Source organism: Pseudomonas sp. TE3786, assembly GCF_054057335.1.
Map to the genome: position 1 here is coordinate 78,730 of NZ_JBSRZF010000014.1, position 23,329 is coordinate 102,058.

The following is a 23,329-nucleotide window of genomic DNA, read 5'->3' on the forward strand; positions in this document are numbered from 1 at the left end:
TTTGACCTTTGCTTCTAGACTTACATACCTATTGAATATCAAGCGTGATGGTGAACGGCACCGAAAATGACTTGGGATCCGGTGCCTTGTTTTTTGTCTGGTAGTACTTGAATGTGACGGCAGCGTTGATGCCGTCGTTGTTACCCATGGCAGCGCCACCATCTACCCAGTTGGAATTACTCATATCAGTGCCACAATTGGCCCTGCAGTAAAAACCCTGGGGCGAGATAAAACCGTAAAACACGTCGGTGATCCCTGTATTTAATGGCGTCAGATTCCAGCCCAGCACTGGAGAATTTTGACCAAATCTTACCGGCACATCATTTAATAGAATTTGTACGCCGATATCGCTATCAGCACCGGGCATCCCAACCCCATCGAGTCCATTATTGAAGGGAAAGGTGGCGTCAAAATAAACCGTTGGTTTGGTATCGGCGGTGCCCAAACAAGTAAAAGTGAATTGTTGGGACTTTGCACCCTTGGCAATAGCGCCTATACCTGAAAAGTCACCCGTGGAAACCGGCGACAACGTAATAACTTTAGGCCCGGTTGCCAACGACACACTGCCCAGACTGTTCAGGTGACATATGGGCGAGGACGTATAGCCGAGATAGTCACCTTCCCTGGCAGAGCTATATTTGGTTGGAAACTGCAATTGGTCTTCGGAGACCGAAACCAAACCAGAGGTTGTTGCACTGGAGTAACGAAACCATCCCAGCCCACCATCAACCCTGATCGCGCCATCATTACTGTTGGAAAAGGGTCCCGTTTTAACAATCGAAAGATTAACTTTGACTGGCGGAATTCGACTGCCCGTGGGAGTTAACAAACCTCCGCTGGTAACAATCCCCAAACTGGTGCCGACCAATATCCCGCCAGCAGTTGCAGTCCCGCCAGGGAACTCGATATTGATCGCGACCCCAGGGGCGCTGGTTGGAATTCGATAACCAGAACCATATGAAACCGCGTTAGCCGGCGGGCTGTATATGACGTTGATACGGTTACCACTGAGTTCGGTAAGACTACCGCAGTTCTTGGCTACCAGTGTTACCGTATCCTGCCCCATCAAAGAGCCAACCGGATACCGAGAGTCGTTATACCAGTTTTTGTTGGCCAGCATCTTGTAGCCGGAGGTTTCAAATACAATCGGATTTTTGACTGCATAACTAGCGGCCGCTCCGGACCACGCGCACGACGCCGAGGCCAGATTCGAATACAAAAAACCCGCCAATAAGGCAACCAGATAACTACAGCTACAAAAACATCTCCGCAATTTAAACATAGCACTCACTCATACCTGCATACACCGGTGGTGGTGACCAACGACCGAGAAACACCTGACACATCATCCTGGCCGCGTTGATCAGCCCGGTAATCAATAAAGCAACTACGCTCTTTCAACTTAACCAACAATCGACCTTGAAGCTTGATTCCACGAGCGAAAATGCTACCCGCCTGCCCGACATAACCAACTAGATTCTGCGAAGCGCTATCTAAAACTTCCGCACCAAAAGGCAGCGGGGAGCCATCTACAAAAGCGGCGTTTATCAATACGCTCTGTTCTTTCGAGGTTTCAAACTTCACTTTGACGATGGAGCCTGCTACCGGAATCGACTCCGAACTGGTTGACTTCAACTGCAAATCGGGAGATAGCCCTTCGGGATCCAACTCAACGCTATTTCGAGAAAAGGGCGACAGATAAGGCACAACGCCAAAACCACTGCCATCCAGAACAGCACCACTGGAATTGGTAATTCGAGCGCCTTGCGCATCTTTTGCTTCCACTAGCGCCACCGTTTCGCCCAACGTCTGGCCGAACGTCACACCTTCCGAGTGGGCCAACACGGAGCCGGCAATACCCAACGAGGACTGTCGATAATCTTTACCCTGGCTAACGCCTGCAGTAACCAAGGCCTTAGGCCCCTGATAAGAACCGCTCAACCCATAACTGCTTTGAGTGTTCTGACTGTCTAACCCCTGACTAGTACTAATGCCATAGGTATACTGCTGATCGTCTCCGGCAACCCCGCCCAGTTGCACCTGGGATTGGCTACCCGACTCACTATTGCTCCATGTATTTGCCGACAAATAGTTCCGACCATAATCCGATGCAAATATCGGGATACTGAAATTTATCCGAAATTCGTTGTATTGGTTGTTGTTCTGATTTCTCACCCGAGTCGCTGAAAGGTCATAGGTCAGATCACTGAAACGATTGCTATAAGAAACCTGATACTGGGTATCCGATCCCTCGCGATTCCAAAAGTCCCGCGTAGAACCGCTGAGAAACAAGCTACCAAACCCTGGAGCGAAACGCTGACGCAAGCTTATGTCGAAGCGTCCTTTCTGTTTGGCTCCAGAATAACTATAGGGATCGAACAGCGATGAACTCACGTTAGCCAGGCTATTTTCATAAGCTACAAATTCGTTGAACGACCAAAAACCGCGACTTGAATACCTATAGCTGGAAAGCGTGATATTGGTATTGGTTGGCTCAATAAGCGTCGAATACACAAAGCGCAAACTATCGCCATTGGAGGAACCAGTAGTATCGAGTCGATTATTGGAATAGGTGTAGTCTGCCGAAATACCACCTATATAGGTACTTACAGCACTGCCCAGCGCGATTGCCGTGTAGTCATCACTCGCGATTGCACCACCGAGCGCCGTGACATAGTTGTTCATCCCGTACTGAAAATTCAGCTGACCTACGGATGGTGCATATTTATCATCAGCAGGTGCCCAGGCCTGCCCAAGGCTGGCGGAATACTTCATTTGGCCAGGGCGTAACAGCTGTACCAAAGGCGAATACGGCACGCTGAACTTCCTAGCAGTGCCATCTGCCTCGGTTACCGTCACTTCAAGATCATTGCCATAACCCACCGCCTGTAGGTTATTGATCTCAAACGGTCCTGGCGGGACAGCTCGCTCATAGATAACCACGTTGTTTTGACGGATAGTCACTTTCGCATTGGTGTTCGCGTTACCGGTGACCACCGGAGCATAGTTACGCAAAGAAGGCGGCAACATACGAACATCAGTAGATAAAAATGCGCCTTGCAGACCGTAGGAGTTGAATAACTGCCCATCGGTATAATTCTGCCCGACCGTAAGCGTACTTTTTAGCGGTTCAATATCGGTTTGCGCATAAGTTCGCTGCGCCTGAAATGAGCTTCCGTCCCGATTGGACGCCACCGATGAAATATTTCGAATACGCCAACCTTGAACGTTGAAGCCGCTCTCCAGGTAGGCATACCCCTCTGTGTCGGTTCGACCACCGCTGGTGGCATTGAACATATCAAGAGAATAATTTAGACGCCCTGCTGTTATTCCACGATCCCACTGCTTTGGGTCGATATAGTCTTTCGGGCGCTCATCCAGATAGGCTTGCGGAATGGATAAATCCAGGCGCTGCTCAGAAAAATCAAAATTTGCTTCCGCACCTGGAACAACACTGCCGATGATCCGGCAGTCAGACTTATTATGCTCATCGCGCATCCAGGTCGCAGCTTCTTCAGGCAGCTTATCCAGTGCCAAGCCGACGAACTGCAGCTCCTTCTGGGTAAAGCATGCCACGGCAGACTTTTTACCTGGCACAGGCAAAAAATAGACAGACGTCGTTTTTTGTATTCCGCCATTAAGATAAAGATCAACATTCATATTACCGGGAGGCACGGGATTGCCTTCGGAAAAACGCGACAAGTCAGCGCTGGCCTTTTCGTCTGGCGTTCCCCATAGCATGCTGCTGTCAAAGTCGAGAGCAGCAACCTGCTCGCCGCCCAGAACGGTAGGTATATATCCCAATATAAAAATCTGGGTAACAGAGACCCACCCAGCTATTAATAGTTGAGCTCTATACTTCATGACAATAGAACCAGAATTTATTAGTACTAAAAGGCAACAGCGCTCTTTTCGCGAACCGGAGCACCGCCGAAGTCATTAATTGCACTAAACTTTATAACGGGCTCCAGAACCGCTTTAGTCTGACCTTTCAACTCGAACATTTTTTTGGAGAAAGGCTCAAGCATTTGCGACTCTAACTTCCCACCCTGGGCATCTTTGCCTACATCCAGACTGCTTATACTGAGATAGAACGCAGTGGGGTTTTCTACTTGGATATAACCCGGCTTATATTTAAAAACCAGCTTATCAGGCGCTTCGACCGCAGTTCCCACAATGCCCTTAGGTCGAAAGAAGAGTTTAATACGGGTGCGATACCGGAACTGTAAATAATTCTCCTCTTTTTCTTTGAGGGATGGCTTGGCGGGGATCTCGAGCACATTTAACCAGAACACCGACTCCCTATCAGTAGGAAGATCTTTGTTGTGGGTGTATTGAATGCGTGTTACTTGTCCCTTTTTTGCGTCCATGCGGAAAATGGGTGTCAAGACAACAAATGGAACCTTTATTTTATCCGGACTGGCCTGCCTATCTCCATCGTCAATCCATATCTGTACCAGCTTCGGATCTTCGCCCTCGTTAGTCATACGCACGGAAACTTCAGATTTCTCTTGGCAATAAGAAGATCTGCCTTACCGCCAAAGACTTCCAAGGTACCGGATAAATCACTTGGATTATTACCGGTTACCTCAGTAAGGATGGCTTTGGCTTGCTGAGTGAGCTGTGAATTTTTCAGAACATATCCACCAATCTGGCTAACACCGTCCTGTTTGTTGTTGTTAAAAATTGCGCCTGGATTCTGCACATTGAACGTATCAAAACGGTTGTGCGACAAGCCTTTGGCATCTGGATTAGCAATCTCAATAACTGGTACGCCGTTGCCGGCCTGAACGACGTTGGGGCGCTCATCTGTCGGTGCAGCGGAGTCCACGATCATCTGCGCAGCAGCCATACCAGGAACAGAGGTTAACGCGACCAGCGAACCAACCATCCCGCGTACTACAACGCGCACTGCTGTTTGATGCGTACAACGAATAACCGCAGCCAGTGGGACCAGGCCAAAATTTGGATTCTGGGTGCATTCCGATCCCTGAATAGAAGAACCTTTGGTCTGCCCAGGCTTGCGCTGAGCATTGTTAATTTCCGCAACAGGGATTAAAAATCCAAGCGCTTTACTAAAAATCAGGCGAAAACGATGCTTGTTCATAAGTCGAACCTATATAAACTCTAGACAGAAAACGAATAAAAAGGCGGTATCAATAAGTCAGATAAACGCTCATATATAAAACGGCAGGATCAACGTCATTCTTCTCAACAACACGCCCGGAAAGAGGCGCGCCTAGCGTCAAAGAAGCGCCCCCATACCGCCAACTACTATTGGCACCTAGAGAAACTCCGCTAATACTCCCGCTATTCTCTTTATAAGCAACATTCTGCGTTCGGCCGATATCCCAGCCTATGAATGGACTGAGTGAGCCGCCCAACACCGTCAACGGCATCGACAAGGTGTTATTCAGAAAGACACCACGATCTCCCCATAACAAGGGAGTTTTGTAACCGCGAACGGTAAACTCATCGCCCAGCCCCAACTGCTCAGACGTCAACATATTGTCCTTCGAGTACTGCCCACCCACTCGAGAAGAAAAACTTAGGTTTTGCCCTAACAATGCAAACGGGCGACTCCAGGCAGTATTGAATTCGATTTTGTTGAAGTTTTTTTCTGAGCGGGACTTGTCAAATGCTGCCATTTCTCCGCTAAACCAGGACATGCCCCGGACCCAGGCCGCATCCGAATACAGCGAACCACCAAGAAGTTCGGTTACATGATCCAAGCCAACAGCCAAGCTGGTATAAGGCTTACTGTTTACCGCTATTAGCGAGTCTTGTATAAAGTTCTCATTTCGCTTGTGTTCAAGTTCTACGGTGGCCGACAGGCGTTGGGTTTTTTCGCGTGTTATAACTTGGCTAAATTTCGCGGAATACAATTGCGAATTACCGCTGGAGTCATAGGAGCCAAATCGCCCTTTCAGCTGTTTATCGTACTGGGACTGATTGAAACGAAGATCAATTTTGGAATAACCGAAAGGAATGGAATAGTTTCCCCCAGCGGAATACTCAGCGTTGTGTTCATCGTCCTGGTAGCGGCGAGAAGAAATGTTCAAACCCAATGAATCATTTCCTAACAGCAAGTCACTCATACTGGTAGATGCGGTGTATCTGTAGCGCCCCTGACTGGGACTGCCGGTTCCCGAGTTATCAGCTCGCAAGGTTACGTTGGGAGCACTCTTTTCTTCGGTGATAATATTCAACAGGGAGTAGCCAACGTGCGATGCAGGACGAACATCGATACGTGCTGATTTAGCGACTGTATTTAGATTTTCGACAATCTGATCAATATCGTGGATATTGAATGGCCTTTGCGTGACGCCCGGCATTGCCATTGCGGCAATAAGTTTTTCGTGACGACTCTGCGGCTCTTTACCGTTAACCAACCAGCCTTCGACCTTGCCCCAATTTATCTTCAACTCAACGATGCCCGCCTTCATATTCAGGGGGATCAAGCTGACAGTAGTAGTTGAAAAGCCGCGCTCTGAATAGCGGTTGGTAATATCACGAATAAGCGAAAACAATTCTGGACTGCCAAGATCGCGATTTATATAGCCGCTTAGGATGTCGGAAACGTCGACCGCCCATTCTTTCTCGTCCCCGGCATCAATTTTTATTTTACTGATCGGGAATTTTATTCCGTTATCAGACGGAGACAACTGTGCTTGCTCCTGTTTAGGACTCCCGACCTCCGCCTCGCGCCCCTGTTTATCCAGCAGACGGTTAATATTTTCCTGATTACGCAGTTTGTTCTGAAAGTCTTGTTCTCGATCCAGAGGACTGATATAGGGCACCAAATCATCTGCCCGAACAAAAGCACTGCCAACACCCAGAAAGACATTGGGTAAAGCAGCGGAAATAACATAAAAGAAATGAATTACGACGGTGCGTACATTACGAATATTCCAACGGACTGCCGTATCTCGCCCTAGCTTGTAGACATCCATAGCATTTGCTTCTGAAAGTGAACTGGAGCGGCGATTCTCCGTTTCACCCCCTTCGGCACCTGCAATCGACATCTCCTGGAAAAGTAGGAAAAGTCCGTCATGTACGCGAAAAGCCAAAGCCCTATACGAGTATCTGGGGCTCTAAAGCCAAATAATCGACTGAAAGGAAGCTAAAGTCGGCCAAACCAACAAATATCTGGAGAACCACTCACACTAGGAAGCCAACCGGTTGGTGACCTTCAAAACTTGAGTACCGGCAAATCCTTCATCCAATTCGCATTTTCCAACCGCCAATTCCCACATCGCTGTCGAACCCTGGCCGCGCTGCGCGACCATTCCCGTCAGAATGCCTCGCCTGGCTATAATGGCGACCTCCTCTGTCAGGCCCAGCCGCGCATGCTCCGCAAACTGATCGCCCGCCTGTTCAAATTTCTGCTCTGGTTCGCCATCGCTTCGGTGGGGCTGGTTCTGGTTTTTCGCTGGGTGCCGCCGCCTGGAACGGCGTTGATGGCCGAACGCAAAATCGAGTCATGGTTTGATGGCAAACCGATTGATCTCCAACGTAGCTGGCGGCCCTGGAACGAACTCTCAGATGATCTGAAAATTGCAGTGATCGCCGGCGAAGATCAGAAGTTCGCCGAACACTGGGGCTTTGATGTGGATGCCATTCAGGCTGCACTCGAGCACAACGAGCGCGGCGGCAACTTGCGCGGTGCCAGCACGATCAGCCAGCAGGTAGCGAAGAATCTGTTTCTCTGGTCGGGCCGTAGTTGGCTGCGTAAGGGCCTGGAAGCCTGGTTCACCACCTTGCTTGAGGTGCTGTGGCCGAAACAGCGAATACTCGAGGTGTATCTCAATAGCGTGGAATGGGGTGAAGGCGTGTTTGGTGCCGAAGCCGCGGCCCGCAAGCATTTCGGCGTTGGCGCGCCCTATTTGTCCGGAAGGCAAGCCAGCCTGCTGGCGGCAGTGTTACCTAACCCACTGAAGTGGAGCGCCAGCCGGCCAACGGCGTATATAAACCGCAGGGCCGCGTGGATCCACCAGCAGATGCGGCAGTTGGGCGGCAGCGATTACATCGTGCAGATGCAAAAAAACCGCCGCTTCTGGTAGGAATGTCGGTTACTTTTCCAGCGAGGTGCGCGGCACGACGTGGAGTAACAGCAGGTGCTCATTCTCTACGTGGGCGGTCAGCCCTTGCATGGGATAAACCCAACCTTCACCGCTATTCAGCTCAAGGCGCAAGCGCGGGGCACCGAAGCTGGCGATCACTTGTTCAGAGGTGACCGGCTGTTCTGGGCGCAAAGCCAGGGTAGCCAGGGCATGCTGGCCCATCTCGCTGAGCATTGTCGGGCTAAGTGGCTGCTCGGGGTCTGTTGGTTTCAAACCGGTCGCCACCATCAAGCTGCTGTGTTCGCGCTCGTTGAGGACCAGCACCGCTTCAAGCTTCCACCGCTGACCGCTAGCCGCCAACTCACTGCGAAATACCAGTTGCGGGCCATCGAGCCTTGGCTTCAGCCATAGTTCGCCAGGCTCCAGCGCGTTCAATTGACCGAGCGACAGTTTGCCATCGGCCATCGGCGCCAGGATTTGTGCCTGCCACTGGGCTATACCCGGCAGCGGCTCGGTTTTGCCTGGGCCACGCATCAACCAGCCGCCCCAGGCAAAGAAGGCGATGGCGATCACCACAAACAGCAGCCAGTGCTGCATACGTAGCGGTGGCAGGGACATAAACACTCTCCGGCTTATCAGAATCTTGCGAGCAGAAAAAAGCCGCACCTAGGTGCGGCTCTGTTGCGATGCGCGGGGATCAAGCGGCTATGGAGCCTTTGAGCTTGCTCATCGCGTTCTTTTCCAACTGGCGAATACGCTCTGCCGAGACGTTGTACTTGGCGGCCAGCTCATGCAGGGTCGCTTTTTCCTCGGCCAGCCAGCGCTGGTAAAGGATATCGCGGCTGCGCTCGTCCAGACCTTCCAACGCTTCGTGCAGATTCGCTGTGGCGCTGTCGCTCCAGTCGGAATCTTCCAGCTGACGAGCCGGATCGTAGCGGTGGTCTTCCAAGTAATTGGCAGGCGACTGGAAGGCGCTTTCGTCGTCCGCTTCAGCAGCAGGATCGAAGGCCATGTCATGGCCGGTCAGGCGACTTTCCATTTCCCGCACTTCACGAGGCTCAACGCCCAGGCTTTCGGCCACGGCATGAACTTCGTCGTTGTTCAGCCACGCCAAACGTTTTTTCTGACTGCGCAGGTTGAAGAACAGTTTGCGCTGCGCCTTAGTGGTGGCCACTTTGACGATGCGCCAGTTGCGCAGGATGAACTCGTGAATCTCAGCTTTGATCCAGTGCACAGCGAACGACACCAGGCGCACACCCATTTCCGGGTTGAAGCGTTTGACGGCCTTCATCAGGCCCACGTTGCCTTCCTGGATCAGATCGGCCTGGGCCAGCCCATAACCGGAATAACTTCTAGCGATATGTACGACAAAACGCAGGTGCGCGAGCACCATTTGCCGGGCGGCTTCAAGATCTTGATGGTAGAAAAGACTTTCGCCCAGTTCGCGCTCCTGCTCAACGCTCAGCAGCGGAATGCTGTTGACCGCATGCACATAGGCCTCCAGGTTCGCACCTGGGACTAGGGCATGGACAGGTTGCAAAGAATTGCTCATGCGAATCCTCCGACTCACGAAACTCGTGCTTCTTGAGCACTGCGGATAAGACTAACAGTTGACTCTTAAGTTCAGAAAGCACGAAAACACACAACGAAACAATAACTTACTACTTCGGGGCCAACTCGTTCAAGTGACGGGCCACCGCAAGCCAGGCGCCAATATACCCCAACAATACGGCTCCGAGCAGTAGGGATAGACCATCGGCTAACGGCACCCCGCCCAAGGCGAAATCACTGCCATAAAGCCCTGCCAGACGCACTACGGCACCATTCAGCCAATCCAGGCCGAACGCCAGCACCGCCCAGGACAGCACCCCCGCCCCCAGACCATAAAGCGCGCCCATATAAAGGAAGGGGCGGCGCACATAGCTGTCGGTGCCGCCGACCAGTTTGATCACTTCGATCTCGGTACGACGGTTCTCGATGTGCAGGCGGATGGTGTTACCGATCACTAGCAGCAGCGCCATTACCAACAGCAAGGTAAGGCCGAAGACGAAACGCTCACCCAGCTTGAGAATCGCGCTGAGGCGCTCCACCCAGAGCAAGTCCAACTGCGCTTGCTGCACCTTGGGCAACTCTGCCAAGCGCAAGCGCAAGGCCTCCAGCCCAGGCTTGTCGACTTCCTTGGGCGTCACCAGGATCACCCCCGGCAGCGGGTTCTGCGGCAGCTCTTTGAGCGCTTCGCCCAGCCCGGACTGCTGCTGGAACTCGGCCAGGGCCTGCTCGCGGCTGATCCACTCGGATTCGGCGACATCGTCCATTTCGGCGATCTGCGCGCGCAACTTCTGCCCTTCGGTATCCGTGGCGTCGATGTTCATAAACAGCGAAATCTGCGCCGCACGCTGCCAGGAGCCGCCCAGCCGCTCGACATTGTTCAACAGCAGCGACAGCCCCATCGGCAGGCTCAAGGCCACGGCCATCACCAGGCAGGTAAAGAAGCTGCCGATCGGCTGTTTGGCCAGTCGACGCAAGCTGTCGAGCAAGCTGGAGCGATGGGCTTCGATCCAGGCGTGCAACAGGGTAGTGAAATCCGGACTGCCATCGTCCTTCTTCTGATCATTTTTCTTCGGTGCCGCGCCAACGCGTTCGGCGGCCGACGAGGATTCCTGCGGGTTGCGTGTGGCGCTCATTAACCGGCCTCTCCGTCGCCGATCAAACGGCCGCGTTGCAGCGTGAGCATGCGGTGACGCATGCGGGCGATCAGGGCCAGGTCGTGACTGGCGATCAAAACACTGGTGCCCATGCGATTGATGTCTTCGAACACGCCCATGATCTCGGCGGCCAGACGCGGGTCGAGGTTACCGGTGGGCTCATCCGCCAGCAGCAGGGCCGGGCGATGCACCACGGCGCGGGCGATGCCGACGCGCTGTTGCTGGCCGGTGGAAAGGTCGCCAGGAAACAGATCGCGCTTGTCGCTCAGTGCTACGCGCTCCAGCGCGGCATCGACGCGCTTGGCGATATCCGGCTTGGACAGCCCGAGAATCTGCAACGGCAGGGCAATGTTGTTGAATACAGTGCGGTCGAACAGCAGTTGGTGGTTCTGAAACACCACACCGATCTGGCGGCGCAGAAAGGGAATCTGTGCGGTGGTGATCTGCGCCAGATCCTGCCCGGCCAGCAGCAATTTCCCCGACGTGGGTCGTTCCATCGCCAGGATCAGCCGCAGCAAGGTGCTCTTGCCGGCACCCGAGTGGCCGGTGACGAACAGAAACTCGCCGCGACGTACGCGAAAACTCAGCTCATGCAGGCCGACGTGGCCATTGGCGTAACGTTTACCCACCTGCTCAAAGCGAATCATGCGTGCTCCCGCTCGGCGAACAAGGCCTGGACAAAGGCTTCGGCTTCAAAGGTACGGAGGTCGTCGATGCCTTCGCCGACACCGATATAGCGAATCGGCAACCCAAACTGCTTGGCCAGGGCGAAAATCACTCCGCCCTTGGCGGTGCCATCCAGCTTGGTCAGCGCCAGCCCGGTGAGGTTCACGGTCTGGTTGAACTGCTTGGCCTGGCTGATGGCGTTCTGCCCGGTACCGGCATCCAGCACCAGCAGCACTTCGTGCGGCGCGGTGTCGTCCAGCTTGCCGATCACCCGGCGCACTTTCTTCAGTTCTTCCATCAGATTGTCTTTGGTATGCAGGCGGCCGGCGGTGTCGGCGATCAGCACATCGATGCCGCGGGCGGTGGCTGCCTGTACGGCATCAAAGATCACCGAGGCGGAGTCGGCACCAGTGTGCTGGGCAATCACCGCGATCTGATTGCGCTCACCCCACACCTGCAACTGCTCGACGGCCGCGGCGCGGAACGTATCGCCGGCGGCCAGCATGACCTTCTTGCCTTCCAGCTGCAGCTTCTTCGCCAGCTTGCCGATGGTGGTGGTCTTGCCGGCACCGTTGACGCCCACCACCAGAATCACAAAGGGTTTCTTCGCTGCCGGGATCACCAGCGGTTGCTCTACCGGTTTAAGCAGCGAGGCCAATTCCTCCTGCAGCGCCTTATAAAGAGCGCCGCTGTCGACCAACTGTTTGCGCGCCACTTTCTGGGTCAGGCTCTGGATGATCGCGGTGGTGGCTTCGACGCCCACGTCGGCGGTCAGCAGACGGGTTTCGATTTCATCCAGCAGGTCATCGTCGATAGCCTTCTTGCCGAGGAACAGGCTGGCCATGCCCTCGCCCAAGCTGGCGCTGGTTTTCGACAGGCCCTGTTTCAGGCGGGCGAAGAAGCCGGCTTTGCTTTCCGCCGGGGTAGCAGTCGACGCGGTAACCACGGCCGACGTCTCGACTACAACGGGGGCCGCCGTAACGGGCTCAGGGGCAGCCACGGCCGCAACCGGGACAGGTGCAGGGTCGACGGCCATGGCCTCGGGCTCAGCGACCGGTTGCTGCTCCGGGGCAGGCAACTCAGCCACAGGGGCTTCGATCACCGGCGGCGTGTCGACCACCTCAGGTTCAGCGGGTGCCACGGTTTCAGCCGCTGGCTCAGGTGCCGCTACAGGCTCCTGAGGCTTCTTGCGCAGCCAACCGAACAGGCTTTTTTTCTCGCCGGACTTCTCGTCAGAAGGGGCCGGTGTAGTCGCCTCAGCCGGGGCTGGGGTCTTCTTGTCGTCGTTGGAACCAAACATGGAGAGCGGCTATCTCAAGGGTGCGACGCGCCAACAGGGTAAAAACCCAACAGCCGTGGCCGCCAATAAAATGGATGAGTATCCTAGCACCTCCGCGCCCGCCGACGCTAAGACCAAGCGGGCCTCCTCGACAGGTCATTCACTTCATGAAAATGCTTGCCCGCAGCGCCACCGGGCTGCTGCTCGCGGCCCTTTGTCTGCCGCTGTCTGCCTTTGCTGCCGATACCCAAGCTACCCAGGAGTTCACCCTCGCCAACGGCCTCAAGGTGGTTGTGCGTGAAGACCACCGCGCGCCGGTGGTGGTTTCCCAGGTTTGGTACAAGGTCGGTTCCAGCTATGAAACCCCCGGCCAGACCGGTCTGTCCCACGCCCTCGAACACATGATGTTCAAGGGCAGCGCCAAGATGAAACCCGGCGAGGCCTCGCTGGTACTGCGAGAACTGGGTGCCGAAGAGAACGCCTTTACCAGCGATGACTACACCGCCTACTACCAAGTGCTGGCCCGTGATCGCCTGCCGGTGGCCTTCGAGTTGGAAGCCGACCGTATGGCCAGCCTGCGCCTGCCGCCGGAAGAGTTTCGCAGCGAGATCGAAGTCATCAAGGAAGAGCGCCGTATGCGCACCGATGACAAACCCAGCTCCCTGGCCTTCGAGCGTTTCAAGGCTATGGCCTACCCCGGCAGCGGCTACGGCACGCCGACCATCGGTTGGATGGCCGACCTGCAGCGTATGAGCGTGGAAGAACTGCGCCACTGGTACGAAACCTGGTACACGCCCAATAACGCCACACTGGTGGTTGTAGGTGATGTCACCGTGGCCGAAGTGAAAACCCTGGCCGAGCGCTATTTCGGCCCGCTACCGAGCCGTGCCATTCCCACCGCCAAAGCCCCACTGGAGCTGGCCGAGCCCGGTGAACGGCGCATTCGCCTGTATCTGCAAACCCAGCTGCCCAGCCTGATGATGGGCTTCAACGTGCCCAGCCTGGCCACTGCCGCCAATCCCCGCGATGTGCATGCTCTGCGCCTGATCGCGGCCTTGCTGGATGGCGGCTACAGTGCGCGCCTGCCCACCCAGCTGGAGCGTGGCGAAGAACTGGTGTCCGGCGCTTCTGCCAGCTACGACGCCTATAACCGCGGCGACAGCCTGTTTATGCTTTCCGCCACTCCCAATGTGCAAACCGGCAAAACCCTGGCCCAGGCCGAAGCCGGTCTGTGGCGACAGCTGGAGCTGCTGAAAACCACCGCGCCATCCGCCGCCGAGCTGCGGCGCGTACGTGCCCAGGTGATTGCCGGCCTGGTGTACGAGCGCGACTCCATCAGTAGCCAGGCCAGCACCATCGGCCAGCTGGAAAGCGCTGGCCTGTCGTGGAAGCTGATTGATGACGACCTTGGCGCCATAGAAGCGGTGACGCCTGAGGATATCCAGCAAGCCGCCCGTACCTATTTCACTCGCGAGCGCCTGAGCGTGGCCGAAGTTCTGCCGAAGGAAAAAACCCATGAGTGAGCGCAACGGTCTGCGCTACGGCCTGCTGGGCCTTAGCCTGTTAATTCTGCTGGCGCTGCTGGTGTTTTTTGTCAGCCGTCCGGCCCAGGTGCCCACCGCGCCTGTGGCGGCCGCGCCCGCAGCAGCCAGCAAAGCCCCTGACCATCTGGAGTCGCTGTCCGCCTTGGAGGGCCAGGCACCCAGCCATCGCAGCATCAATATCCAAACCTGGAAGACCGCCGAAGGCGCCAAAGTGCTGTTTGTCGAAGCCCATCAGTTACCGATGTTCGACCTGCGCCTGACCTTTGCTGCCGGCAGCAGCCAGGACGGCGACACGCCCGGCTTGGCGATGATGACCAACGCCATGCTCAACGAAGGCGTAACCGGCAAAGATGTGAGCGCCATTGCCGCCGGCTTTGAAGACCTGGGCGCGGATTTCGGCAACGGTGCCTACCGTGACATGGGCGTCGTCAGCCTGCGCAGCCTGACTGCGGCCGATAAGCGCGAGCCGGCCCTCAAGCTGTTCGCCGAAGTGCTTGGCCAACCAACCTTCCCCGCTGACTCGCTGGTGCGGATCAAAAACCAGGTACTGGCCGGCTTTGAATACCAGAAGCAGAACCCCGGCCGTCTGGCTGGCCTGGAGTTGTTCAAGCGCTTGTACGGTGACCACCCCTATGCGCACTCCAGTGATGGCACGGCTAAATCCGTTCCCGGTATCACCATCGCGCAGATGCAGGCGTTTCACCGCAAGGCCTATGCGGCAGGCAATAGCGTGATTGCCTTGGTTGGCGACCTTTCCCGCACCGAGGCCGAGGCTATGGCGGCGCAGGTGTCCGCCGCGCTGCCAAAAGGCCCGGCACTGCCCAAGACCGTGCAGCCAGCAGAGCCGCAAGCGGGCCTGACCCATATCGAATTCCCGTCCAAGCAAACCACGCTGATGCTCGCCGAGCTGGGCATTGACCGCGCCGAGCCTGACTACGCGGCGCTGTTTCTGGGCAACCAGATTCTTGGCGGCGGCGGATTCGGCACCCGGCTGATGGACCAAGTGCGGGAAAAACGCGGCCTGACCTACGGCATCTCTTCCGGCTTCACCGCCATGCAGGCCCGTGGCCCATTTATGATCAGCCTGCAAACCCGCGCCGAGCAGAGCCAGGGTGCGCTGCAGTTGGTGCAGGACATCCTGCGCGACTACCTGGCCAACGGTCCGACGCAAAAAGAAGTGGATGACGCCAAACGGGAACTGGCCGGGAGCTTTCCGCTGTCCACCGCCAGCAATGGCGATATAGTTGCGCAGCTCGGTGCCATTGGTTTCTACGACCTGTCGCTGAGCTACCTTGAAGACTTTATGCAGCAGGTTCAGGCGCTCGACGTGGCCCGCGTAAAAACCGCCATGGCCAAGCACCTGAATGCCGATAACCTGGTTATCGTCACGGTCGGCCCGACCGTGCCGCAGAAGCCCCTGCCGCCCCCTACCGATCACCCCGCCGAGCCCGCGCTTGGCGTTCCGGAGCACTAATGGCCCGTCCCGTAAAACCCGGCAATGCCCCCGCCCATGGCGGCCAAGGCCAGTTGCGCATCATTGCCGGCGAATGGCGTAGCCGCCAGTTCAGCTTCCCCATGGCCCACGGCCTGCGGCCCACGCCCAACCGTGTGCGGGAAACCCTGTTCAACTGGCTGGCACCCTATGTACAAGGCGCCCGGGTGTTGGACCTATTCACCGGCAGTGGTGCGCTGTACCTCGAAGCCCTGTCGCGCGGTGCCAGCCTGGCGCTGGCCCTGGACCTCAATGGCGCTGCCATTGCCAGCCTGCGCCAGACCCTCGACACACTGAAATGCGCCACCGGCCAACTGTTGCAAACCGACACCCTGCGCTACCTGGAAACCCAGAGCCCGGCACCTTTTGACCTGATCTTCCTCGACCCGCCGTTCAACCAGAACCTGCTGCAGCCTGCCTGCACCCTACTGGAAGAAAAAGGCTGGCTGGCGGACGAAGCCTGGATCTACACCGAAAGCGAAAACCCACCGTCGAGCCTGAGCATGCCTGGCAACTGGCGACTGCATCGGGAGCAGAAGGCGGGGCAGGTGTATTACGCGTTGTGGCAACGCAGCGTCTGAGCCGGACGTCGGGCGTTCACGGCAGCAGCTGCACCATAAAGCACTGTTCGCGCCCGACGAATATCCGCAGGTTCAGCCCGGAGCAACACAACAAGATCGAGTAAATCACCGCAAGAAAGTTAACGACCCCACTCAGAAAAAATATCATCGCCAGCTCCTTTAGCTTCAGGGCGGTAAACCTAGAGACGAACCCTAACAACCCGCTGCGGCCTTCTCGCATAGGAAGCGGCTTAAACTCCCCAACTCCCTTCCTACGGCAGACCCTGGCACTATCGGCCTTCGTTGCCTTTTCGCGTGACTGCATAGATGAGCACCTTTTCTCCCGCCTGGTGGCTACCCAACCCGCACCTGCAAACCCTGTGGAATTCCCTGTGCCGTAAGGCACCCAGGCTTGAGCGCGAGCGCGAACGCTTGTGGCTGGAAGATGGCGACTTTCTCGATCTGGACTGGCATGGCCCCCATGAGGCCGAAGCACCGCTGGTGGTGGTGCTGCATGGGCTGACCGGTTCTTCCAGTTCCCTGTACGTGCTGGGCGTGCAACAGAACCTCGCGGCGCAAGGCTGGGCCAGCGTGGCCTTGAACTGGCGTGGCTGTTCGGGGGAGCCCAACCTGCTGCCCCGCGGTTATCACTCCGGTGCCAGCGAAGACCTCGCCGAAACCATCCGCCACCTGCGCGCCAAGCGGCCGATGGCACCGCTGTATGCGGTGGGTTATTCGCTGGGGGGCAACGTGCTGCTCAAGTACCTCGGCGAAAGCGGTGCCGACAGCCAGCTACAAGGCGCGGTGGCGGTGTCGGTGCCGTTCCGCCTGGACCAATGTGCCGACCGCATCGGCATGGGCTTTTCCAAGGTCTACCAGGCGCACTTCATGCGCGAAATGCTCGCCTATGTGAAGGACAAACAGCGCCTGTTCGCCCACCAGGGTCAGGCGGATCGGCTGTCGACTCTGGAAAAGCTCGGGCCGCTGACCAATATGCGCACCTTCTGGGATTTCGACGGCCGGGTCACCGCACCACTGCATGGTTTTGCCGATGCCGACGATTACTACAGACGCTCCTCCAGCCGCTATTTTCTCGGCCGCATTCAGACGCCGACCCTGCTGATACAGGCCGCCGACGACCCCTTCGTATTTCCCCACAGCCTGCCCGAGGCGCACGAACTGGCCAGCTGCGTGCAGTTCGAACTGCACGCCCATGGTGGTCATGTCGGGTTTGTTCAGGGTTCCTGGCGGCGTCCGGAGTACTACCTGGAACGGCGCATTCCGCAGTGGCTGGCTAACCGCGCCTGATCGTTAGATCACCGCTTCCAGCGGCACGAACAGACGCTGCTGCAGAGCGTCCACGGCCTCGCGCGCCTGCGGAGCGATATAGCCACCCTCCAGCGCCAGCACCTGGTAGATGCCACGGCGCAGCATTTCCTGACTGAGATCGCCGGGATCGCCACGGGAGGTGCAGAGAAAGCGCACCCAGGAAGTCATCACGATCCAGCTGTTGAGGGTCAGCGCTTCGAGCTGGCGTTCGCCCATCAGCAGAATGCCGGCGTCGATAAAGCCCTGATAAATCGCCTGGGCGCGGCCCATCGAGCGTTGCGCGAACTGCTGGTACTGCGCCGCCAGACCGGCGTCGGTTTCCAGCAGGTGCTCCAGATCGCGGTGCAGAAAGCGGTAGTGCCACATGGCGGCGAGCAGGGCTTCGAGGTAGTAGGTCTTGTCGTCCACGGTCATCGCCCGGCCTTCCGGCGGACGCAGAAAGGTGTCGACCTGCTGTTCGTACTGATTGAACAACTCGGCGATGATCGCCTGCTTGTTACGGAAGTAGTAATACAAATTGCCCGGTGAAATCGCCAGGTGCGCGGCAATGTGGTTGGTGGTCACATTGCGTTCGCCCTGCAGATTGAACAGTTCCAGGCTGGCCTGGATGATCCGCTCACGGGTTTTCATTGGCGCGGCCATGGCGCTCATCCCTCACACACTGTTTCTTTAGCAACCAGCCCCAGCAACTGCGCCCCGCCTTGGCGGGCCAGCTCCCCTTCGTGCGCCAAAGGTACACGCACAAACGCGCTAATTGTTACCCATCCCCACAGAAACCTAGCTACCTAACTTTTCGTTGGGCTGCATCAACGACAGTGGCCAGGCATCCTATTTGACACATTAGAGTAATTGCTCTAAAAATCCAGCACGCTGTTTTGCGCAACCCGGAACCGACTGTCTGGTGGCTCCGAGTTTCCCTAACTGGACTGCCCAGGAGCTTTCAAATGGTCGCCGACGTTGCTTACCTACAACAAAACCAACAGCAAATTTCCCAGCTCGACGAACTGCTACAGCGCCAGCGCGAAGCCTTCCGCGCCAACCCCATGCCGGAAGCGGCGCAGCGCATTCAATGGCTCAACAGCCTGTGCGACCTGCTGCTGAAAGAGAAAGACACTCTGGTGCAGGCCATTTCCCAGGACTTCAGCAACCGCGCCGCCGAAGAAACCCTGCTGGCCGAAGTGATGCCCAGCGTGCATGGCATTCACTACGCCACCAAACGCATCAAGAAGTGGATGAAACCTTCGCGCCGCGCCGTGGGCCCGGCCTTCCAGCCCGCCAGCGCCAAGGTGATCTACCAGCCGCTGGGCGTGGTTGGTGTGATCGTGCCGTGGAACTACCCGTTGTTTCTCGCCGTGGGCCCGCTGGTGGGCGCACTGGCGGCGGGTAACCGGGTAATGATCAAGATGAGCGAATCGACCCCGGTGACTTCGCAACTGATCAAGGACCTGCTGGCGCGGATCTTCCCGGAAGACCTGGTCGCCGTAGTACTGGGCGAAGCCGAAGTGGGCATGGCCTTCTCCAAACTGCCGTTCGACCACCTGCTGTTCACCGGTGCGACCAGCATTGGTCGCCACGTGATGCGGGCCGCTGCCGAAAACCTGGTGCCGGTAACCCTGGAGCTGGGCGGTAAATCGCCGGCCATTGTGTCCGCCGACGTGCCGCTGAGTGACGCCGCCGAGCGCATCGCCTTCGGTAAAACCATGAACGCCGGGCAGACCTGCGTGGCTCCCGACTATGTGCTGGTACCCAAGGACCGCGTCGAAGGCTTTGTCGAGGCCTACCGCAAGACCGTGCAGAGCTTCTACCCGAGCCTGAAAGACAACCCGGACTACACCGCCGTCATCAACGACCGTCAGCTGACCCGCCTCAAAGGCCTGCTCAGCGATGCTGAAAGCAAAGGTGCCACGCTGGTGCCGCTGTTCCCCGAAGGTCAGGGCCGGCGCATGGCGCAGACCGTGGTGCTGAACGTGAACGACGACATGAAGCTGATGCAGGACGAAATCTTCGGCCCGCTGCTGCCCATCGTGCCGTACGAGCGCCTGGAAGATGCCTTCAACTACATCAACGACCGCCCGCGTCCGCTGGCGCTCTACTACTTCGGCTACAACAAGGCCGAGCAGAAACGCGTACTGCATGAAACCCATGCCGGCGGCGTGTGCCTCAACGACACCCTGCTGCATGTGGCACAGGACGATATGCCGTTCGGCGGCGTCGGTGCCTCAGGCATGGGCCATTACCACGGCCACGAAGGCTTCCTGACCTTTTCCAAGGCCAAGGGGGTGTTTATCAAACAGCGCTTCAACGCTTCGAAAGTGATTTACCCGCCCTACGGCAAAGCGTTGCAGAAACTGGTGCTGAAAATTTTCCTGCGTTAACCCCTGCAAAAACTTTGCGGTGCATCGGTCCTAGCCTGCTGATGCGCCGCCTTTAATCGCCACAAGAGCGAGGTCAAAAAATAAAAATGAATGACTCCGTAGTTGCTCTACCCGGCCTGTCCCGCCGCGGCTTGCTCAAAGTCGGCCTGATGGGCTCGGCCTTTCTTGCCACAGCCGGCCTCACGGCCAGTTTGACGGGCTGCTCGGCCAGCAACCCAGCCACCGGCTTTGCCATCCTGCGGGACTCCGACCTGCCGTTTCTCAAGGCGCTGATCCCGGTAATGCTGGCCGGCGCGGTCAAGCCCGAACAGATGCCGCAAGCCATCGATGGCACCCTGCAAAACCTCGACTACAGCCTCAATCGTCTGTCGCCGGAAATGCTCAAGCTCACCGTGCAGCTGTTCGACGTGCTGGCGATGGCGGTCACCCGTGGCCCGCTCACCGGCATCTGGGGCAGTTGGGAAAACGCCAGCAGCGAAGACATCACCCACTTCCTCGAGCGTTGGCAGAACAGCTCGCTCAGCCTGCTGCGCATGGGCCATGCCTCGCTGCTGCAACTGGTGATGATGGCCTGGTATGGCCGCCCGGAATCCTGGGCGCACTGCGGCTATCCCGGACCACCCAAGGTCTGAGAACACCCATTGCCACTGCGTCACTACTAATAAGAATTTACCGAGAGCTGCGCGAATGCCCGTACCCGATCTGTTTGCCGAAGGCCTTGGCCGCGGCTGGAAAACCTATAACGGTTCACGCCTGGAACAGGACCTGACCCTGGAAGCCGACGTCGCCATTGTCGGCACCGGCGCTGGCGGCGGCACCACCGCGGAAATCCTCAGCGCGGCCGGTTACAAGGTGCTGCTGATCGAGGAAGGGCCGCTGAAAACCAGCAGCGACTTCAAGATGCAGGAGGCCGAGGCCTACCCCAGCCTGTACCAGGAAGGCATCGGCCGGATGAGCAAGGACGGCGCTATCACCATCATGCAGGGCCGCGCCGTGGGCGGTACCACCCTGGTGAACTGGACCTCGAGCTTCCGCACCCCGGAACCGACCCTCGAACACTGGGCCAAGGAGCACAACGTCAAAGGCCATAGCGCTGCCGAGATGGCACCCTGGTTCGAGAAGATGGAGCAGCGTCTGGGCGTGGCACCGTGGATCATGCCGCCGAACTTCAACAACGATGTGATCCGCGTCGGCTGCGACAAGCTCGGCTATCACTGGAAGGTCATCCCGCGCAACGTCCGTGGCTGCTGGAACCTCGGTTACTGCGGCATGGGCTGCCCGACCAATGCCAAGCAGTCCATGCTGGTGACTACCATTCCGGCCACCTTGGAAAAAGGCGGCGAGCTCTTGTACCTGGCACGCGCCGACAAGCTGCTGATCGAGGGCGACAAGGTCACCGGCATTCAGTGCCAGGCCCTGGATGAGCGCTGCGTGGCACCTACCGGGCGGACCATTACGGTCAAAGCCAAGCACTACATCCTTTCGGGCGGCGGCATCAACACGCCGGCGATTCTGCTGCGTTCGAAAGCCCCGGACCCGCACCAGCGCGCCGGCAAGCGCACCTTTATTCATGTGGTGAACTTCTCCGCCGCGCAGTTCGAGCAGGTGGTGAACCCATTCTATGGCGCGCCGCAGTCGATCTACTCCGACCACTTCCAATGGGATGACGGCACCACCGGGCGTATGTCGTTCAAGCTCGAAGTACCACCCATGCAACCGGCGCTGACTGCCACTCTGCTCGGCCGTTTCGGCATCGACAACGCCATGCGCATGGAGCAGCTGCCGCACACCAACGCCATGCTTGCCCTGCTGCGCGACGGCTTCCACCCCGATAGCGCCGAAGGCACGGTGGAACTGCGCGGCGATGGCAGCCCGGTGCTCGATTACCAGATGACCGATTACACCTGGGATGGCATCCGCCGTTCGTTCCACACCATGGCCGAAATCCAGTTCGCCGCCGGGGCGAAAAGCGTGCTGCCGCTGCACGCTGATGCCGACTACGTGAAGACCCTGGGCGAAGCCAAAAGCCTGATCGACGGCCTGCGCCTGGAGATCTACCGCACCCGCCTGGGCAGCGCCCACGTCATGGGCGGTTGCGCCATGGGGGAGGACCCGACCCAGGCGGTGACCGACAGCCTCGGCCGTCATCACCAGCTGCACAATCTGTCCATCCATGACGGCTCGCTGTTCCCCACCAGCATCGGCGCCAACCCGCAGCTGTCGGTGTATGGCCTCACGGCGCAGCTTGCAAGCCAGCTGGCCGAGCGTCTGAAGAGCGCGTGACACTAGACGCCGACGGACCCATCCGCGGTTCGCCGGCGTCGATGACTTGGCCCGGGGGGGATGCTGCGCTACCATCCGACTCCCCGATGGCACACGCCAGGACGTCACGATGAATCGAGTGTTGTACCCAGGTACCTTTGACCCCATCACCAAGGGTCACGGCGACCTCGTTGAACGCGCCTCGCGCCTCTTCGATCAAGTGGTGATTGCCGTCGCGGCCAGCCCGAAGAAGAACCCCCTGTTTCCCTTGGAGCAACGCGTGGCCCTGGCCCGCGAAGTGACCAAGCACTTGCCCAACGTGGAAGTGGTGGGTTTCTCCACCCTGCTGGCGCACTTCGCCAAAGAGCAGGGGGCGAATATCTTCCTGCGCGGCCTGCGCGCGGTGTCCGACTTCGAATACGAGTTCCAGCTGGCCAATATGAACCGCGTGCTGGTACCGGACGTAGAAAGCCTGTTCCTCACCCCATCCGAGAAGTACTCGTTCATTTCCTCCACCCTGGTGCGCGAAATCGCCAACCTGGGCGGCGACATCAGCAAGTTCGTCCACCCGGCGGTGGCCGACGCGTTGCTGGAGCGCTTCAAGAAGTAAACCCGTGTAGGGCGGGTATCCGTGCAACGGATATCCGCCATTGCGATCAAGGCGGCGGATATCGCCGCACAAAGCCATTCGTGCCCCGCACTCCGATTGGCGCCTCCCCCGACAATCCGGCACAATTTGCGCTTCCGCTGTCCGAACATGCCGTGGCGATGCGTTGCGGCAGGAGTTGTGTTTCATGTCTTTAATCATCACCGATGACTGCATCAACTGCGACGTCTGCGAGCCTGAGTGCCCGAACGCCGCGATTTCGCAGGGTGAAGAAATCTACGTTATCGATCCCAACCTGTGCACCGAGTGCGTCGGCCACTACAACGAGCCGCAGTGCCAGCAGGTTTGCCCGGTCGATTGCATCCCCCTCGACGACAACAACGTCGAAAGCAAGGATGAGCTTATGCAGAAGTACCTGATCATCACTGGGAAAGCGTAAAGCGGTGG

22 protein-coding genes are annotated in these 23,329 nt (G+C 57.5%); 10 read left to right on the top strand and 12 right to left on the bottom strand.

Going from position 1 to position 23,329, the window contains the following annotated elements:
- Positions 1-28: 28 nt before the first annotated feature.
- Genes ACVW0Y_RS16035 through ACVW0Y_RS16055 form a run of 5 tightly spaced genes read right to left on the bottom strand, consistent with a single transcriptional unit; the run spans position 29 to position 7,025 of the window.
- Positions 29-1,282, bottom strand: coding sequence for a fimbrial protein (locus ACVW0Y_RS16035; protein WP_457439424.1), 1,254 nt, complete (start codon positions 1,280-1,282; stop codon positions 29-31).
- Positions 1,283-1,287: 5 nt separating this feature from the next.
- Complete coding sequence (locus tag ACVW0Y_RS16040; RefSeq protein WP_457439425.1) at positions 1,288-3,864, bottom strand: fimbria/pilus outer membrane usher protein; 2,577 nt, start codon at positions 3,862-3,864, stop codon at positions 1,288-1,290.
- Between the two features lie 26 nt (positions 3,865-3,890).
- On the bottom strand, positions 3,891-4,487 hold the full coding sequence (locus ACVW0Y_RS16045) for a fimbrial biogenesis chaperone (protein WP_457439427.1): 597 nt from the start codon (positions 4,485-4,487) through the stop codon (positions 3,891-3,893).
- Positions 4,484-5,107 carry a two-partner secretion domain-containing protein gene (locus ACVW0Y_RS16050; RefSeq protein WP_457439429.1) on the bottom strand — a complete coding sequence of 208 codons (624 nt, stop codon included), beginning with the start codon at positions 5,105-5,107 and terminating at the stop codon, positions 4,484-4,486. Before ACVW0Y_RS16050 ends, ACVW0Y_RS16045 begins: the two co-directional genes overlap by 4 nt.
- Positions 5,108-5,156: 49 nt before the next feature.
- Positions 5,157-7,025 carry a ShlB/FhaC/HecB family hemolysin secretion/activation protein gene (locus ACVW0Y_RS16055; RefSeq protein ID WP_457439431.1) on the bottom strand — a complete coding sequence of 623 codons (1,869 nt, stop codon included), beginning with the start codon at positions 7,023-7,025 and terminating at the stop codon, positions 5,157-5,159.
- Between the two features lie 324 nt (positions 7,026-7,349).
- Between ACVW0Y_RS16055 and mtgA the strand changes: the two genes are divergently transcribed.
- Positions 7,350-8,063, top strand: a complete 714-nt coding sequence (gene mtgA / locus ACVW0Y_RS16060; protein WP_457439541.1) for a monofunctional biosynthetic peptidoglycan transglycosylase — start codon at positions 7,350-7,352, stop codon at positions 8,061-8,063.
- Between the two features lie 9 nt (positions 8,064-8,072).
- Here the strand turns inward: mtgA and ACVW0Y_RS16065 are convergent, their stop codons facing one another.
- The 5 genes from ACVW0Y_RS16065 to ftsY all read right to left on the bottom strand — a co-directional run bounded on the left by ACVW0Y_RS16065 (position 8,073) and on the right by ftsY (position 12,734).
- Entirely contained in the window at positions 8,073-8,681 is a 609-nt protein-coding gene (locus tag ACVW0Y_RS16065) for a hypothetical protein (RefSeq protein ID WP_457439433.1), read from the bottom strand.
- A 79-nt stretch (positions 8,682-8,760) separates the two neighbouring features.
- Complete coding sequence (gene rpoH, locus ACVW0Y_RS16070; RefSeq protein WP_110615341.1) at positions 8,761-9,615, bottom strand: RNA polymerase sigma factor RpoH; 855 nt, start codon at positions 9,613-9,615, stop codon at positions 8,761-8,763.
- Positions 9,616-9,724: 109 nt separating this feature from the next.
- Positions 9,725-10,747: a permease-like cell division protein FtsX gene (gene ftsX / locus ACVW0Y_RS16075; RefSeq protein WP_457439434.1), complete on the bottom strand. Its 1,023-nt coding sequence runs from the start codon at positions 10,745-10,747 to the stop codon at positions 9,725-9,727.
- Positions 10,747-11,415 (bottom strand): cell division ATP-binding protein FtsE, encoded by a 669-nt coding sequence (ftsE, locus tag ACVW0Y_RS16080; protein WP_108095018.1) that lies wholly within the window; start codon positions 11,413-11,415, stop codon positions 10,747-10,749. The genes ftsX and ftsE overlap by 1 nt, the downstream gene beginning before the upstream one ends.
- On the bottom strand, positions 11,412-12,734 hold the full coding sequence (gene ftsY, locus ACVW0Y_RS16085) for a signal recognition particle-docking protein FtsY (RefSeq protein WP_457439436.1): 1,323 nt from the start codon (positions 12,732-12,734) through the stop codon (positions 11,412-11,414). The genes ftsE and ftsY overlap by 4 nt, the downstream gene beginning before the upstream one ends.
- Before the next feature lie 146 nt (positions 12,735-12,880).
- On the opposite strand from ftsY, the gene ACVW0Y_RS16090 reads away from it, so the two are divergent.
- The 3 genes from ACVW0Y_RS16090 to rsmD are packed head-to-tail and all read left to right on the top strand — an operon-like array spanning position 12,881 to position 16,330.
- The gene (locus ACVW0Y_RS16090) at positions 12,881-14,236 is read left to right on the top strand and encodes a M16 family metallopeptidase (RefSeq protein ID WP_457439438.1); all 1,356 of its coding nucleotides are present in this window, start codon (positions 12,881-12,883) and stop codon (positions 14,234-14,236) included.
- On the top strand, positions 14,229-15,731 hold the full coding sequence (locus ACVW0Y_RS16095; protein ID WP_457439440.1) for a M16 family metallopeptidase: 1,503 nt from the start codon (positions 14,229-14,231) through the stop codon (positions 15,729-15,731). Before ACVW0Y_RS16090 ends, ACVW0Y_RS16095 begins: the two co-directional genes overlap by 8 nt.
- Entirely contained in the window at positions 15,731-16,330 is a 600-nt protein-coding gene (gene rsmD / locus ACVW0Y_RS16100) for a 16S rRNA (guanine(966)-N(2))-methyltransferase RsmD (RefSeq protein WP_457439442.1), read from the top strand. Before ACVW0Y_RS16095 ends, rsmD begins: the two co-directional genes overlap by 1 nt.
- A 16-nt stretch (positions 16,331-16,346) precedes the next feature.
- Here the strand turns inward: rsmD and ACVW0Y_RS16105 are convergent, their stop codons facing one another.
- Positions 16,347-16,634 (bottom strand): hypothetical protein, encoded by a 288-nt coding sequence (locus ACVW0Y_RS16105; RefSeq protein WP_457439444.1) that lies wholly within the window; start codon positions 16,632-16,634, stop codon positions 16,347-16,349.
- 2 nt (positions 16,635-16,636) lie between these two features.
- Between ACVW0Y_RS16105 and ACVW0Y_RS16110 the strand changes: the two genes are divergently transcribed.
- Complete coding sequence (locus tag ACVW0Y_RS16110; RefSeq protein WP_457439446.1) at positions 16,637-17,617, top strand: hydrolase; 981 nt, start codon at positions 16,637-16,639, stop codon at positions 17,615-17,617.
- Positions 17,618-17,620: 3 nt separating this feature from the next.
- Here the strand turns inward: ACVW0Y_RS16110 and ACVW0Y_RS16115 are convergent, their stop codons facing one another.
- Positions 17,621-18,280 (bottom strand): TetR/AcrR family transcriptional regulator, encoded by a 660-nt coding sequence (locus ACVW0Y_RS16115; protein WP_457439449.1) that lies wholly within the window; start codon positions 18,278-18,280, stop codon positions 17,621-17,623.
- Between the two features lie 302 nt (positions 18,281-18,582).
- Here ACVW0Y_RS16115 and ACVW0Y_RS16120 point away from each other — a divergent pair, with 302 nt between their 5' ends.
- From ACVW0Y_RS16120 to ACVW0Y_RS16140, 5 genes are all read left to right on the top strand, one after another.
- Positions 18,583-20,013: a coniferyl aldehyde dehydrogenase gene (locus ACVW0Y_RS16120; RefSeq protein ID WP_457439451.1), complete on the top strand. Its 1,431-nt coding sequence runs from the start codon at positions 18,583-18,585 to the stop codon at positions 20,011-20,013.
- Between the two features lie 86 nt (positions 20,014-20,099).
- Entirely contained in the window at positions 20,100-20,645 is a 546-nt protein-coding gene (locus ACVW0Y_RS16125) for a twin-arginine translocation pathway signal protein (RefSeq protein WP_457439453.1), read from the top strand.
- 55 nt (positions 20,646-20,700) lie between these two features.
- Positions 20,701-22,296 (top strand): GMC family oxidoreductase N-terminal domain-containing protein, encoded by a 1,596-nt coding sequence (locus ACVW0Y_RS16130; protein WP_457439455.1) that lies wholly within the window; start codon positions 20,701-20,703, stop codon positions 22,294-22,296.
- A gap of 109 nt (positions 22,297-22,405) precedes the next feature.
- Positions 22,406-22,885 carry a pantetheine-phosphate adenylyltransferase gene (gene coaD / locus ACVW0Y_RS16135; protein ID WP_457439457.1) on the top strand — a complete coding sequence of 160 codons (480 nt, stop codon included), beginning with the start codon at positions 22,406-22,408 and terminating at the stop codon, positions 22,883-22,885.
- A 184-nt stretch (positions 22,886-23,069) separates the two neighbouring features.
- Positions 23,070-23,321: a YfhL family 4Fe-4S dicluster ferredoxin gene (locus tag ACVW0Y_RS16140; protein WP_457439459.1), complete on the top strand. Its 252-nt coding sequence runs from the start codon at positions 23,070-23,072 to the stop codon at positions 23,319-23,321.
- The last annotated feature ends 8 nt before the right edge of the window (positions 23,322-23,329 follow it).